General features: G+C 39.0%; 11 protein-coding genes and 1 pseudogene. 6 read left to right on the top strand and 6 right to left on the bottom strand.

What is annotated here, in order from left to right:
* The first annotated feature begins 110 nt into the window (after positions 1–110).
* The gene (locus tag NKR74_RS04850) at positions 111–284 is read left to right on the top strand and encodes a hypothetical protein (RefSeq protein WP_253628810.1); all 174 of its coding nucleotides are present in this window, start codon (positions 111–113) and stop codon (positions 282–284) included.
* A complete protein-coding gene (locus NKR74_RS04845) occupies positions 277–1,047 on the top strand; it encodes an alpha/beta fold hydrolase (protein WP_253628809.1) in 771 nt (256 codons plus the stop codon). Before NKR74_RS04850 ends, NKR74_RS04845 begins: the two co-directional genes overlap by 8 nt.
* A gap of 477 nt (positions 1,048–1,524) precedes the next feature.
* Here NKR74_RS04845 and NKR74_RS04840 read toward each other — a convergent pair whose 3' ends face one another.
* A complete protein-coding gene (locus tag NKR74_RS04840) occupies positions 1,525–2,100 on the bottom strand; it encodes a DUF2238 domain-containing protein (protein ID WP_253628808.1) in 576 nt (191 codons plus the stop codon).
* A gap of 463 nt (positions 2,101–2,563) precedes the next feature.
* Positions 2,564–2,958, bottom strand: a pseudogene (locus NKR74_RS04835) (IS6 family transposase); the annotation flags it as partial.
* A gap of 240 nt (positions 2,959–3,198) precedes the next feature.
* Here NKR74_RS04835 and NKR74_RS04830 point away from each other — a divergent pair.
* Together NKR74_RS04830 and NKR74_RS04825 are read left to right on the top strand one after the other, a co-directional pair.
* The gene (locus NKR74_RS04830) at positions 3,199–3,549 is read left to right on the top strand and encodes an ASCH domain-containing protein (protein WP_253628807.1); all 351 of its coding nucleotides are present in this window, start codon (positions 3,199–3,201) and stop codon (positions 3,547–3,549) included.
* A gap of 18 nt (positions 3,550–3,567) precedes the next feature.
* Positions 3,568–4,008 carry a DUF2269 family protein gene (locus NKR74_RS04825; protein WP_253628806.1) on the top strand — a complete coding sequence of 147 codons (441 nt, stop codon included), beginning with the start codon at positions 3,568–3,570 and terminating at the stop codon, positions 4,006–4,008.
* A gap of 390 nt (positions 4,009–4,398) precedes the next feature.
* Here NKR74_RS04825 and NKR74_RS04820 read toward each other — a convergent pair whose 3' ends face one another.
* From NKR74_RS04820 to NKR74_RS04805, 4 genes are all read right to left on the bottom strand, one after another.
* On the bottom strand, positions 4,399–5,217 hold the full coding sequence (locus tag NKR74_RS04820; protein ID WP_253628805.1) for an alpha/beta fold hydrolase: 819 nt from the start codon (positions 5,215–5,217) through the stop codon (positions 4,399–4,401).
* Between the two features lie 388 nt (positions 5,218–5,605).
* Positions 5,606–6,568, bottom strand: a complete 963-nt coding sequence (locus NKR74_RS04815; protein WP_253628804.1) for a VOC family protein — start codon at positions 6,566–6,568, stop codon at positions 5,606–5,608.
* A gap of 536 nt (positions 6,569–7,104) precedes the next feature.
* Positions 7,105–8,394, bottom strand: coding sequence for a replicative DNA helicase (gene dnaB, locus NKR74_RS04810; protein WP_253628803.1), 1,290 nt, complete (start codon positions 8,392–8,394; stop codon positions 7,105–7,107).
* Positions 8,391–9,242, bottom strand: a complete 852-nt coding sequence (locus NKR74_RS04805) for a DnaD domain-containing protein (protein WP_253628802.1) — start codon at positions 9,240–9,242, stop codon at positions 8,391–8,393. Before NKR74_RS04805 ends, dnaB begins: the two co-directional genes overlap by 4 nt.
* A 617-nt stretch (positions 9,243–9,859) precedes the next feature.
* Between NKR74_RS04805 and NKR74_RS04800 the strand changes: the two genes are divergently transcribed.
* Positions 9,860–12,094, top strand: coding sequence for an ABC transporter ATP-binding protein (locus NKR74_RS04800; RefSeq protein WP_253628801.1), 2,235 nt, complete (start codon positions 9,860–9,862; stop codon positions 12,092–12,094).
* Positions 12,091–13,965, top strand: a complete 1,875-nt coding sequence (locus NKR74_RS04795) for an ABC transporter ATP-binding protein (protein ID WP_253628800.1) — start codon at positions 12,091–12,093, stop codon at positions 13,963–13,965. The genes NKR74_RS04800 and NKR74_RS04795 overlap by 4 nt, the downstream gene beginning before the upstream one ends.
* Positions 13,966–13,999: the final 34 nt, after the last annotated feature.

Below are 13,999 nucleotides of genomic sequence, written 5' to 3'. Positions count from 1 at the left end.
TCTCACAAATTTGCTTGAAATATAATGGTATTCATTTAAGGTATAATAAACTGTAAGACTATTTACATTATTCCTTCAATACAAATGCCTTTCAAGAGAAAGAGAACACGATGAAACTTAGCAAATTACAAAAAGGGATTAAATTTGGATTTATTCCCCTTCATCACCAACAACTTATACCGCACATACAAGATTTGATCGAGCAAAAAGATTTTTGGAGAATAAATAGAAATGGTCTTTCCTTTTTATATCAAAATGAAAAATGGGGGATTGGATATGAGTGAATTAATTGGGAATGAAACAGGACAAAAACTAGATATAGGTGGTATTGAATTATACTATGAATTGTTAGGGAAAAATAATGAAGGTCCAACTCTAGTTTTTGATTCTGGATATGGAGCCACTTTGGAAAGCTGGAATCCTATTAGAGATGACATTTCAAAGTTTTCAAAAATGTTTATTTATGATAGAGCTGGTATTGGCAAAAGTGGAATGGATGAAAGACCTCGCCATAGTCAACAAAGTGTCGAAAATCTGCGTAGCTTACTTCATAAAGCAGGTATAAAACCTCCATATGTATTAGTCGGGCACTCATTAGGAGGATTAAATACAAGATTATTTGCAAGCACATATCCAGAGGAAGTAGTAGGAGTAGTTCTCTTAGACTCAACTCACGAGGATCAAAACAGAATATTACCTTCTCTATTTACAAAAGAAGTTCAGGAGGCTTATTATAACCAATTTACTTTGGAAGGTTCTCTTAATGAGGTAGAAGAAAGTTTAGAACAAGTTCGTACTTCTAAATCTTTTGGAAGTATTCCACTTATTGTCGTAACAGGTGGTTTGCAGCCTTTTCATACAGTAGAGTCTATGGCTGCTTGGATGAAATTCCAGAGAGAGCTTGCTAACTTGTCGACTAATAAAAAACATATTATTGTTGAAGATGCTGGACACGCAATACATATTGATCAACCTCAAGTTGTTGTTAATGTAATAAGGGATATATTAGATATGGTGAAAAATAATAACAAACACTCTACTCTGTAATCATTTATTATTACTGAAAATTCATGTTGTTGAATCATTATTACGTGCATTAATAATTTAGTTTACATTCATGTTAGGTATCCTATTGCTACACTAAGAGAGAAGGAGAAAATATTTTCTTACTAATGGAGGAACCAAGAGGAACACACGCAGAAGAGACGGATCAAGAACTTATTTATACGGGAATCACTCGATCTAAGGATAAACTTCTGTTTCTACATTTACAGCAGAACCGTTATCAAACGTTCTTTGAAAATCATTCAGACATAGTTGAAACATTGGATGCCCAAAAGCTATTACTGCCTAATTAAAGAGTTTTTATCAATTTATCCAACCACCAAGAAATGAGACATCAATTTCTATAGTTCATTATAAGCAAATCCTTCCTGACACCAATTCCACAGGAAGGTTTGCTATTCTATACAAATGTTAAATACAAAAAAAGTACCGTCCGCAATAGACGATACTCCTTTAGCTTCATTTCTTGCTATGACTTCTTATAACAAAAGTGGATGCGATGATACCTCCGATTAATCCATCAATCATATCAAACATCGTATCATCGTGATCTCGACCTTGTGCGGTGAAATGAAACAGTTTATCACCAGCAAATTCAAGAAGCTCCCATGCTCCTGCAATTGCTAGCGCAAATAAAATAATATACAACCCAATAAAGAACTTAGGAAGCTGATTAATAATAGTTTTTCCTACTAATAGCCCCATTAAAATCCATGCTCCACATCCAATCCATATCCCTGAAGTTAAATGCAGAAAATCATCAAAATGAGGAATGCTATAAAATCCACCAAACGTTCCCAATCCTACAGCAATAAAAATAAACACATATGTCATTCCGGCAAAGAAATCTGGAAATGCATAACGTGACTTTCTTTGCCAAATACCAATTGCAATTAAGCTAACTACCGTTAACAATCCCATGAAAGCTTTCGTTCCTCTACCATCAAATAACATATATGCACTCCATGCCGTAATAATGATAAGGACTGCCCACCAAATCATTCTAACTATATTACTTACTTTTTTACTTTCCATTCTTATATCCTTTCCCTCACCTATATTTCATTTATATGAAAACATCACAATGAATGTTCTCAAAACTCATAAATTATTATATTAAAAAAATATCATACTATTAGCAGTTAAGGTAAGGAAAAAATTATATAATCACCCAAAAGCATTATTTACCCTTTACCTTCAAATAACGTACAATAATCAATAAAATCTTCTTGTTTCTTAAACCTTCTATGGTCAATCTTAGTATCTTCAATCCCGATAAATAGTCTAAACCGCTTAATCAGCATGGGGGCACATATTACCAGCAAACGAAGGAAAAATGGTAAAATATATGTAAAAAATTAAGAATCATAGAAAGTATAATTTATCTTTCGTTATTAGTTTGTTAGGAAAGTCGAATGACCACATCATTAATGAAAAACGATTACTAGAGGTGAAACAATTACAAAACAACTATATAAAAACACTTTCTACCGTTTATTTTCGTAAGTTCATTTACAGCCAAGGCTTTCTTAAAAAAGCCTTTGGCTGCTCGTTTATCTCTTGATTCGCTTAGATAAAAATCAATGGTATTTCCTTTGGAATCTATTACACTATACAAGTACATCCATTGATCCTTTACTTTGATATACGTTTCATTAACTCTCCAAGAGTCATTTGTTGACTTAAGATGACACCGTACCCTTTCCTCTAATCCAGGCCCATATTGATGAACCCAACGTATAATCGTTGTGTGGGCCATAGATAAGCCGCGTTCCTCCATCATTTCCACCAAATCACGAAAACTGAGGTTGTACCGTGTAGGCACCATCTCACGGTTAGTAAAATAATACCAGGCAGATAATGCTTCCATTTGAACAAATTTTGATTTTCCATACCGATTACATCCCTTTTTTAGAGTACTAGTATCAATATGTCCAGGATTCAGAGATTAATTGCAATTATCTTGAGGTTTTTGCACCAAAACCAAGCGCTGCTTTTTCCCATTATTGGTGTTTATCGGATAAACATTGTATGAAAGTTTGTTATCCCTATTAAGTAGACTTGCTATATAGAATAATTTTTTTATATGATAAAGTGGACTTATGCTTAAATGAAAAAAGGAGAGTGACCCAGATGACAAACCAAAATGAAACGAACGCTTTACCGCCAAAAACATGTACGATTGAACGTCTCATCACGATTCAGGAGGACATTGAAAAAGTGCTTGCAGGACAGAAAACGGCTACTCGCCGCAACGGGAGATATGCGGATGTCGGGGAAGTGATGGAGCTTCAAGGTCACCGGTATGTTGTGGAGAAGGTCTATTCGCAGTCACTTGGCGAATTGACTGATGAACATGCCCGTCAAGAAGGCTTTGCGAATGTGGAGGAATATAAGCAATCTATCCTGTCTCTTCACCCTGGCATGCCGTGGCTGCCAAAGATGAGAGTTTGGGTTCATGAGTTCCGTCCCATCGAAGGTTAATGTAATATAAGGATGGACATGTTGTATCGACTGCTTCTGTATGTACATATTTTCAGTGTAATCTTATCCATCGGCCCGTTTTTTGTATTGCTTCCGCTCATCAAAAAACTGCGGGCTTCAGAGGCTCGAACACAGCAGGCTTATCTGGATGTATTCCGATTTTCGGTCAGGCTGGCCAAGCATGCCGGGCATGTGCTGGTTGCATCCGGGGTTCTGCTTGTACTGGCGGGCCCTTGGACTTGGAAGACCCCTTGGATAGTGATGACCCTTATTCTCATGGCGAGTTCATTATTTTTCCTGGCCCGCGCCTTTTCGCCGACCATTCGGAAATTCAGCGAAACGGGCCAAGACAAGAACGCCTTGATTCAATTGTTGCGGCGTTCTGTTTGGATTTACATTGTTCTTTTAATGGCGATGCTATGGTTCATGGTGACAAAGCCTGCGTTGTGGCAGGGGTGATAGATCTAGGGCGAATAGCGGCTTCGTGTGATTGCCGTTTGAATTCGCCGGGCGGCATGGAACAAGGACAAGCCAAAACTGGCTTGTCCTTGTTGTAGTTACGCTTTGAAGAGGTGATGGAATAGCCTTTTACGATCTGAGCCTATTACCCCAAAGCAAGGTTTTTGCCTGAGTTACTCAGTTTTATCATTTTGAGGTAGTTTATTTTTGTTAGGTTGATGAGCATGGGGTAGCACTCACATTTTAACGTTTTTATACGCTAAAGGAACAAAGTAGTTAACGATTTTAAACAACAGTACTGTAAATATAGCGAATTTATTTGGAATGAAACATCTTTAATGTGAAGCAATACTTAATACATAATTTTTCTGTTCTTAACTACACCCACTTCTAATGATTTACTAAAATGTTGTGTAACTTCTCCGCAAATTCTTTATGATGCATTGTGTTATAGCCCACATGATGTCCAGGAAACTCCACAATTTCTGTTCCCAGTTGTTCCGTTAATGCGACTGCGCAGCGGTAAGCAAAAAAATCTCGTGATGCACTTCCTGCGGCTGGAAGTACCTGCATCGATGAGGAGCTTAATGCGTTCTTCAATCTATCGATGTCTAGCGAATAGTTAAGAATTCCTGGGATTTCATACTTAACGAAATACGTTGAATTCCCAAGAAGACGCTCTGTTAGTATATCCTTCGATTGTCCGGGCTCCATAGCGTCCATTTCCATATTTGACAATAACTTAATGACCTCACTCCGATGATTTTTCTTAAGATCTTCCATGAATTGTTCGGCTTGTTTTAGCTCATTTCCAAATAAAAATTGCAATAAGATTGGTTCGTGTGGTATCAGTAGCTTAATCTGTTCTGGATGATGTATGCACAGATCAATTCCGATGACAGCACCGGAGCTGCTTCCGAATACGTACGCCGGTTCATCAGTCAGTTTGGCTATTAGGCGGTGAGCGTCGTCGCTGTGTGTTTCTACGTAATAATCCTCAATTTGATTGGTGAGATTGCTACGAGAATGGCCGCGGCGGTCGTAGGTAACAACTGTATACCGGTCAGCAAGGTGGTTTGCAACCTTCAGAAACTTATCAGCATCACCACCTCCTCCATGAATGAAAAGAAGTACAGGTCCCTTTCCACGTACTTCATAGTAGATACTCACTTCATGTACTTGCAATATTCCATTCTTCGCTACAGTCATTTACAATCCCTCTCCTCTCTTCTTATCCATCATAATAATTATCACTTTTTAATAGATTCTAAGCATGGTTATACTCATAAATCGCTAGTTTCCTTTACTTTATATGATTTGTAAATGATATAAAATGCAGGAATTAACTAAGAAACAAAACCGCCATATTTAAAAGCACTGATCAAAATGTGATTGAATAGCATTTTGATCAATCTTTTTTATAAATGTAGTGTAGTGCTATCCTAAGGGGAAGTAAAAAATCCCTCTTGGTAATAGCACTATTTTTATACCGTAAACAGTTGTTTTGTGCCTTTTAAAACATTTACAGGAAATTAGTATTTTTTAAGTCTTAATCTACCCCTGTTTCAATTTAACGCGGATTGTTTGCTTTTCGCGGCTACGCTTTCCTGAACACGATAGCAACACCAAGCGCCGAGGCCGCCGGTACGAAGAGGTCGCCCGAGTTCGTCTCCGCTATCGGTAAACCGTTCTCTTCGAGATAACTTCGGGTGTGGGAGATGTCGCTCACTGCTACCGCGTACCCGGCGAATCCCGGCATCGGGGGGGCCACCTCTCCTGGTAGCAGCTCTGACAACCGCGATCCGGGAACGATTGTGATGCGAGCCCCTTCCAAGTTGAAGATGTGTGTCACTCCATCCGTCCGGACCTCACAATCCAAGTATTGGCCGTATCGCCTAGTGAATTCATCCAGCTCGGAATCGTCTACGCATAAGATTGATTCGACTAGATCCGTCGCCCCATTCGGATGGTTCGGAGGTATTTGCTCCCCCATTATGGCTGAGGGTGGGTTTTCCGCTGCGGCCAGACGACCTTCGTGCACGTTGTCCCCGTCAATTTCCAAATAACGTACGGGAATAAGTTGAATTCCCCCGGACATCTCAAGAGGTCGCTGTACGGTGTTAACACCGCCATGACTGATTCCACTCCGTTGGAAACGGTCCGCTGTCTGGTCGGCATCCTCGGTACCGAAACAAAGAATATGCGCTCCTTCATAACGGGACAGACATCTGGAGACAGTATCGACAGTGCGTTTGATTTTTCCGATTATTACTTGGAGCACATCCGGCGATGCCTGCAACGGAACGAGTTTTGCATTGATCGGAATCCTCGCGCCTTTCTCGGCAACCGTTACGATTTCGATGAAGCTGCCTAAAAACTCGGCATGTGAATTGGCTGCTCCGAATGGCTTCGGAGGTTCTCCTTCATTCTCGGCCATCGCCGGATAGGACGGCGGCGAACAGACAAATCCCAGTTTTCTGTACAGCTCGAGTGCAGCTTCCATATCGGAAACTACATGGCCGACGTGATGAATGAATTTGATTTCAGCATGCATCTGCATCCACTCTCCTTGAATTCAATAATTGTGACAAAAGAAAAGTTTATTTTAATTACATTGAAAAATTTGAGGTAGAGACACATAGCCATCAAGCTAAAGTTTTATTGCACCCCTAGAACGAAATTTTTAGGCTTTCTTGTAACGAAGAAGCTTATTTATCGTTTTTGGGGTGACTTGTTTTCTTAAGTTGATGGCAATGTGGTGGTACCCCAATTTATAATCCTTTGTTTAGTTGATTATTCTTATTTTTAAGAACCTCGATGCTTTACATCTGCGGATACGCCTCCCGCTATAGGCTATGTCCTCCTCCAAAACCAATTAATCCCTTATATAATTCCCTTGTTTTATACTCTTTCGCGTATAGTATGTAGTCTTTTATTTTTAACTAATTTATTCTGAAAAGACTACGGAAATAATCGAACTTTATTCAAAAGCTAACTATACACGGCCTATTTTATGATAAGAATACATACAACCGTAGAGATGTTTATGAGGTAAAGACTAGAAAAATAATACCTTATTCAAATACAATTGCCTCCTCACCTATTCCCTTCCACAAACCTCCCATACTCCTTCAAAAACATTAACTTCACAACCCCAACAGGCCCGTTCCGATGCTTTGCCACATGAATTTCTGTAACATCTTTATCCTCTGTCTCCTGATCATAATAATCCTCCCGGTACATGAGCATAATCACATCCGCATCCTGCTCAATCTGCCCTGTTTCCCGTAAGTCAGACAAAAGCGGTCGCTTATCTTGTCGCGACTCTACGGCACGTGACAGCTGCGACAGCGCTACTACGCACACATTCAAATCACGGGCCATCAGCTTCAGCTTGCGGGAGATTTCACTCATTTCCTGAAACCTGTTTCCCCTGTGTTTTGAATCACCTGTAATGAGCTGCAAATAATCAATGATAACGAGCAGTTTTTTATTTGGATACTTTCGTTTCAGCTTTCGCACTTGCACCCAAATCTCCTGCGTTGTGACACCCGCTTTATCATAAATCTCGAGCGGCAAATCGCCAATTTCCGCAAATGCTCGGCTTGTTTTCTCCCAGTCTTCGATCGTAAAACGATGCTTCGGATTTTTCAGCCTTTTTCCCGATACCTCTCCCACGCAAGACACCATCCGTTTTAGCAGTTGCTTGTCGCTCATCTCCAAAGAAAACAACCCAACTGCCGCACCCGATTTTGCGGCATGAAGAGCAACATTTAAGGCAAATGCTGTTTTTCCGATGGAAGGCCGTGCACCAATTACAACAAAGTCACCTTCCTGCAAACCGCACGTCATCTTGTTTAAAGCAGAAAAGCCGGTCTCAATTCCTATAAGCTCTTCTACGTCCTGATGAAACTCTTCGTACAATCCAACTAAAGAATCCTTCAAATCAAAATCGAGCGTACAATCGTCCTCTTCCAGTTCACAGAGTGCCGTAATCGTCTCTCCGATTACTTTCTCATCCTTCTCTACAAGAAGCCGTTCACTCATACTTTGCGCCATGATTCCGGCATGATGCATTTTCCATGCGCTCCGAACAAGCCCCTCGTAATAGGAGAAGTTAGCAGTATTCGGAACACTCTCGATGATATTGACAAAGTACTCAATCCCGCCAATTTGCTCCAAAAAAGAAGGATCCATTCTCGAAACAAGCGTAACAAGGTCAAGCGGCTGTCCGTCTTCCTCTATTTTCCGTATCAACTTGAATATCGCTTGGTGCACAGCCATAGAGAAATGCTGCTCTGTCAGCCGGCACTCTTTAATCAGTTCACCATCAAGCAACAACGATCCTAATACGGTCTGTTCAGCCTCAACATTTTGAATACTCATGGACGCCACCCCTTTTCCTGCAAAAACTTCTGCAACTCTTCTTCAGACGGTACGTTTTTCTCCCACTCTTCACACTCCTCCAAAAACTGCTCGGTCTCATGAACAGCAGACGGTTCCTTCTTCCGGAACTTCACTGCCGCTTCCTCTACTTCACTAAGTTTCGTATATCCCTTTCCATGCCAATCTCGTAAAATGCCTTTTACGTAAGCAAGCGTCCGCTTGTTGTTTTCATGAGCAATTTGGAGTGCTTTCAATACGAACTCCTCTGATAAATCATCAATCCATCCGCTCAGTTCCTCTGCGGTATACGGCGACAAACTGCCGAAGTTTTGTTCATAAAACGTGAATACATTGCTGTCAGAATCTATTTTTTCATCTGTTTCACAGCTTTCAGGGTCGTCTTGAGAAGCAGCCTGAGACTCTTCAACCGGCATGCCGAAATGCTCCAGTAATAGCGGAATGCTTAGCTCTTCCTCCATGCACTTTTGAAGAAACATATGGACAAACTTTTTACTTTTCACAGTCTTTAACTCACGCAATACACATTTCTCGACGTTCGTGTTCGTAACTGGGTTATAACGCAACCAATTCTGGATATATAACTCCTTCGTTTCTGCATCATATAGTATTTTTCCATAATCGATAAACCGCTGCAGCAACTTCTCGACAGTCTCCCTGTTGTAGCCTGTTTCCATTTCTGCCAAACGCTTTGGCAACGGATAAATGCCGCACTGCGTCGTTTTAGAGCATGTCAGCAAGTATATGTAAAAGTATCGCTCCTCTGGCGTTAAGTCCAACACAAAATCATCCTGCCAAAAATTCACCTGTACATTACGATATACTGCCATATGTATTCCTCCTATCTTTGATCACAAATATGAAATTGCAGTTTCTTTCATATATATAAAGATGAGTGAGGAAATTTGGCATTTTAATTTTATAAAAAATTACTACTACGGTTTTATTTCCTTCGAAGTGATTCTTATAGTAGTAGTTTTTTTGTTTTTGTTTTTTATTTTTGTAATGATTTATTACTTGCAAGGGGCTTAGTAGGGGCTTGGTAGGAACTGTTTTACATTCGGCATCCATAAGGAAAAGAAGTCGCATCAAATGATAATCCCCCTTTTAAACTGCCTTCCCATTTCTTCATCATATTCCCGCATATGCTGCTTCTTGCTTGCGGCGAAATGGGATGCTTCTCTTTACTTCGTGTAGCATCGCCAACAGTAACAGCAACTTTACAACTTTTGTTAAATTTTTAAATTATTTAACAAATTTATTTATCATGAATTCCATACTCTAAATGTTGCATTACAGCTCAATATAGTCATAGAATTATAATTATCCTCTGGCCGAAAGGACGTAAAGAGCTGCTAGAATGAAGTAATAAAAATATGAAGAATGCAGCAAAGAAACGAAGTAAAAGCTAAAAAAATTAGAAAAGGAAAATGGAGAGATGAATTAAATGTTAAAAATCATAAAACATTTAAAACCTTTTACTACCTCAATCATTGCAGTTATATGTCTTTTAACTGTACAAGCGGTATGTGACCTATCACTACCAGACTACATGTCTAACATTGTGAATGTAGGTATTCAACAAAAAGGTGTCGAAAACGCAGTACCTCAAGTCATTCGTAAAAGTGAGTTTGACAAACTTAAGCTCTTTATGAATGAAGATGAGAAGAAAAAAGTAGATAACAATTATGTACTTTTAGATAAGAAAGATCTTTCTCAAAGTGAGTTGCAAAATTACTTAAAAGATTATCCGCAGCTTGATAAAGAACCTCTTTATAAGCTACAGACAAAGGATAAAGATACAATTAATGAGCTTAACGACATATTCGGGAAACCAATTTTAATTACAGAGGGAATTGAAAAAGGCGGTACATCCGCTGCGCCAGGTGGCAGCAAAACACCAACGAATCTTCCGCCAAATACAGATCCTTTCGCAGTAATTGCTAAACTGCCTCAAAGTGAAATCGATGCAATGAAAGAAAAGGCAGATGAAAAGTTTAAGGATATGCCAGGCAGCATGGTAACACAGTCAGCTGTTCCATTCATTGAGAATGAGTATAAAACAATCGGTATAGATACAGGTAAGCTTCAATCAAATTACATTCTTACTTCTGGTGGGAAAATGCTGCTTTTATCTTTAGTTAGTATGGCAGCTACCGTTATCGTTAGTTTACTTGCTGCAAAAGTAGCTGCTGGATTAGGCAGAGACCTTAGAAAGAAAGTATTCCGTAAGGTTACAAGCTTTTCAAATGCAGAGTTTGATAAGTTTTCTACTGCATCTTTAATCACAAGAAGTACAAATGATATTCAACAAGTGCAAACACTTATGGTTATGATGCTTAGAATCGTATTCTATGCACCGATTTTAGGCATAGGCGGCGTAATCAAAGTACTTACTACAGACGTTTCAATGGGATGGATTATCGCAGTTGCAGTTATCGCGATTTTAAGCTTAGTCATTGGTTTATTTAGCGTCGCTATCCCTAAGTTTAAGAGTATCCAAAAGTTAGTTGATAAAATTAACTTAATCACTCGTGAATCTTTAACAGGTATGCTTGTTATTCGTGCTTTTAATAACCAAAAGCATGAAGAAAAGAAATTTGAAAAGGGAAATCAAGATTTAACAAGAACGAATTTATTTGTAAGCCGTTTAATGTCATTTATGATGCCAATGATGATGTTTATCATGAATGCCGTTACTGTACTTATTATTTGGGTTGGAGCACACCAAGTGGATATGGGGCATATGCAGGTTGGTGATATGATGGCATTTATGCAGTATACAATGCAAATCATCATGGCCTTCTTAATGATTTCTATGGTATCCATTATGGTTCCACGTGCTTCTGTATCCGCACAACGTATCGCAGAAGTTTTAAATACTGATGTTACCATTCGTGATGCAGAAGAACTAAAAACATTCTCTTCAGACAAGAAAGGTTACGTTGAATTTAAAGATGTTAGCTTTAGATATCCAGGTGCGGAAGAAGATGTGCTTTCCAATATCACCTTTACCGCAAAACCTGGAGAAACGACAGCTTTTATTGGAAGTACAGGTAGTGGTAAATCAACACTTATAAACTTAATTCCACGTTTTTACGATGTAACAAGCGGCCAAATATTAATAGATGGCACTGATATTAGAGATGTATCACAGAAGGAATTAAGAGAGAAAATTGGTTATGTACCACAAAAAGGAGTTCTATTCTCAGGTACGATCGAAAGTAATCTGAAATACGGTAAAAAAGAAGCAACTGAAGAAGAACTAGCAAAAGCATCAGAAATCGCTCAAGCTATGGAGTTTATTAATGCGAAACCTGAAAGCTTCCGTACAGAGATATCACAAGGCGGTACGAACGTTTCAGGCGGTCAAAAACAAAGACTTTCTATTGCGCGTGCTCTTACTAAGGAATCCGAAATATTTATATTTGATGATAGTTTCTCAGCTCTTGACTTCAAGACAGACGCAGCATTGCGTAAAGCTTTGAACAATGAGATTTCAGGAAGTACTATGCTACTTGTTGCACAAAGAATCAGTACAATTATGAATGCAGATAAGATCATTGTACTTGACGAAGGAAAAATAGTAGGAACTGGTACTCATGAAGAGCTTATGGAAAACTGTGAAGTTTATAAGCAAATTGCTTTATCACAACTTTCAAGGGAGGAACTTTCGTCATGAGTGATAGAAAAATAGAAAATAAAAGACAAGGTGGTCCTGGTCCTGGTGGCGGAGGTCATATGGGCGGCGGCATGAGAAAGATTGAGAAGGCAAAAAACTTTAAGGGAACGATGAATAAGTTACTTCAATACCTAAAGCCATATAAGTTCTCTATCATGATCGTCATTATTTTTGCAATTGGTAGTGCTGCCTTTGCAATCGCAGGTCCAAAGATTTTAGGTAAAGCGACAACAAAACTTTTCGAAGGACTAGTAAGCAAGGTGACGGGAGCGCCAGGTGCTGCAATTGACTTTACTTATATCGGAAACATTGTCGTTATACTCCTTGGATTATATATAGCGAGCGCTGTGTTTGGCATTATTCAAGGCTATATCATTTCTGGAGTAGCACAAAAGGTATCTTATAATTTCAGAAAAGAAATTGATGAAAAGATTAACCGTATGCCGCTTAAGTACTTTGATAAAACGACACATGGAGAAGTATTATCTAGAGTTACGAATGACGTAGATACTGTGAGCCAGACTTTAAATCAAAGTATGTCGCAAATCATCACATCCGTTGTTACAATCATTGGTGTACTCATCATGATGTTCTCAATCAGCTGGCAAATGACATTAGTGGCACTTTTAATATTGCCAGTATCCATGATGCTCATCATGGGAGTCGTAAAAAGATCACAAAAATACTTTAAATCACAACAAGAATACCTAGGACACGTTAACGGTCAAGTAGAAGAAATTTATAGTGGTCACAATATCGTAAAAGCCTTTAACACCGAAGAAGACGAAGTTAAAAAATTCGAAGAGGTTAATGATACTCTTTACACTTCTGCATGGAAGTCTCAATTTTTATCTGGAATGATGATGCCGATTATGATGTTTATCGGTAATATCGGTTACGTAGCTGTATCTATTTTAGGCGGATGGCTTGCGGTCAAGAAAACGATCGCAGTTGGAGATATTTTAGCCTTCGTTCAATATGTTAGAAGTTTTACACAACCAATCGCTCAAGTAGCTCAAATCGCGAACGTACTTCAATCCACAGCTGCAGCTGCAGAAAGAGTTTTCGAATTTTTAGAAGAAGAAGAGGAAATTCCAGAAGCAGAAAATCCAGTGAAGCTGCAAGAGGTTAATGGAGAAGTTACTTTCAAAGATGTTCAATTTGGATATAATCCAGATAAGATCATCATCAATAATTTCTCAGCTCATATTCAGCCTGGACAAAAGGTAGCCATCGTAGGACCAACCGGAGCAGGTAAAACAACAATCGTGAAACTGTTAATGCGTTTCTATGATTTAAATAGCGGTGCTATATGTATAGACGGTCACGATATAAAAGACTTTACGCGAGAAGATTTACGCAATATGTTTGGTATGGTACTTCAAGACACTTGGCTATTTAACGGTTCAATCATGGAAAATATACGTTACGGTAGACTCGATGCTACTGACGAAGAAGTGATTGAAGCAGCTAAAGCAGCTCATGTTCACAGCTTCGTAAAGACCTTACCAAATAGATACAATATGGAATTAAACGAAGAAGCAAGTAACGTGTCCCAAGGACAAAAGCAGCTATTAACAATTGCTCGTGCCCTTCTAGCGGATCCGAAAATATTAATACTCGACGAAGCAACAAGCTCGATTGACACTCGTACAGAAGTACTCATTCAAAAAGCCATGGAAAACCTTATGGAAGGCAGAACAAGCTTCATTATCGCTCACAGATTATCAACAATACGTGATGCAGATTTAATCCTCGTTATGAAAGACGGGGATATTGTAGAACAAGGTAATCATGAAGAGTTATTGAAGGCTGATGGTTTCTATGCTTCGCTTTATAATAGTCAGTTTGAAAGTGCGGATGCTTCGTGAGGTTAATTAGAAGAAGCTTTCTCAAAAGGTTGTT

It is taken from the genome of Bacillus sp. 3103sda1 (assembly GCF_024159135.1).
Lineage (GTDB): Bacteria > Bacillota > Bacilli > Bacillales > Bacillaceae_G > Bacillus_A > Bacillus_A rhizoplanae.
Note: the sequence above shows the minus strand (reverse complement) of the source record. Positions and strands in the feature narration are given on the sequence as shown.

Bases quoted from the DNA above. Each gene is read 5' to 3' on its own strand.
- NKR74_RS04805 (WP_253628802.1), bottom strand. From the start codon at position 9,242: ATGGCAGTATATCGTAATGTACAGGTGAATTTTTGGCAGGATGATTTT.
- NKR74_RS04845 (WP_253628809.1), top strand. From the start codon at position 277: ATGAGTGAATTAATTGGGAATGAAACAGGACAAAAACTAGATATAGGT.
- NKR74_RS04850 (WP_253628810.1), top strand. From the start codon at position 111: ATGAAACTTAGCAAATTACAAAAAGGGATTAAATTTGGATTTATTCCC.
- NKR74_RS04800 (WP_253628801.1), top strand. From the start codon at position 9,860: ATGTTAAAAATCATAAAACATTTAAAACCTTTTACTACCTCAATCATT.
- NKR74_RS04830 (WP_253628807.1), top strand. From the start codon at position 3,199: ATGACAAACCAAAATGAAACGAACGCTTTACCGCCAAAAACATGTACG.
- NKR74_RS04840 (WP_253628808.1), bottom strand. From the start codon at position 2,100: ATGGAAAGTAAAAAAGTAAGTAATATAGTTAGAATGATTTGGTGGGCA.
- NKR74_RS04825 (WP_253628806.1), top strand. From the start codon at position 3,568: ATGTTGTATCGACTGCTTCTGTATGTACATATTTTCAGTGTAATCTTA.
- NKR74_RS04795 (WP_253628800.1), top strand. From the start codon at position 12,091: ATGAGTGATAGAAAAATAGAAAATAAAAGACAAGGTGGTCCTGGTCCT.
- NKR74_RS04815 (WP_253628804.1), bottom strand. From the start codon at position 6,568: ATGCAGATGCATGCTGAAATCAAATTCATTCATCACGTCGGCCATGTA.
- NKR74_RS04820 (WP_253628805.1), bottom strand. From the start codon at position 5,217: ATGACTGTAGCGAAGAATGGAATATTGCAAGTACATGAAGTGAGTATC.
- dnaB (WP_253628803.1), bottom strand. From the start codon at position 8,394: ATGAGTATTCAAAATGTTGAGGCTGAACAGACCGTATTAGGATCGTTG.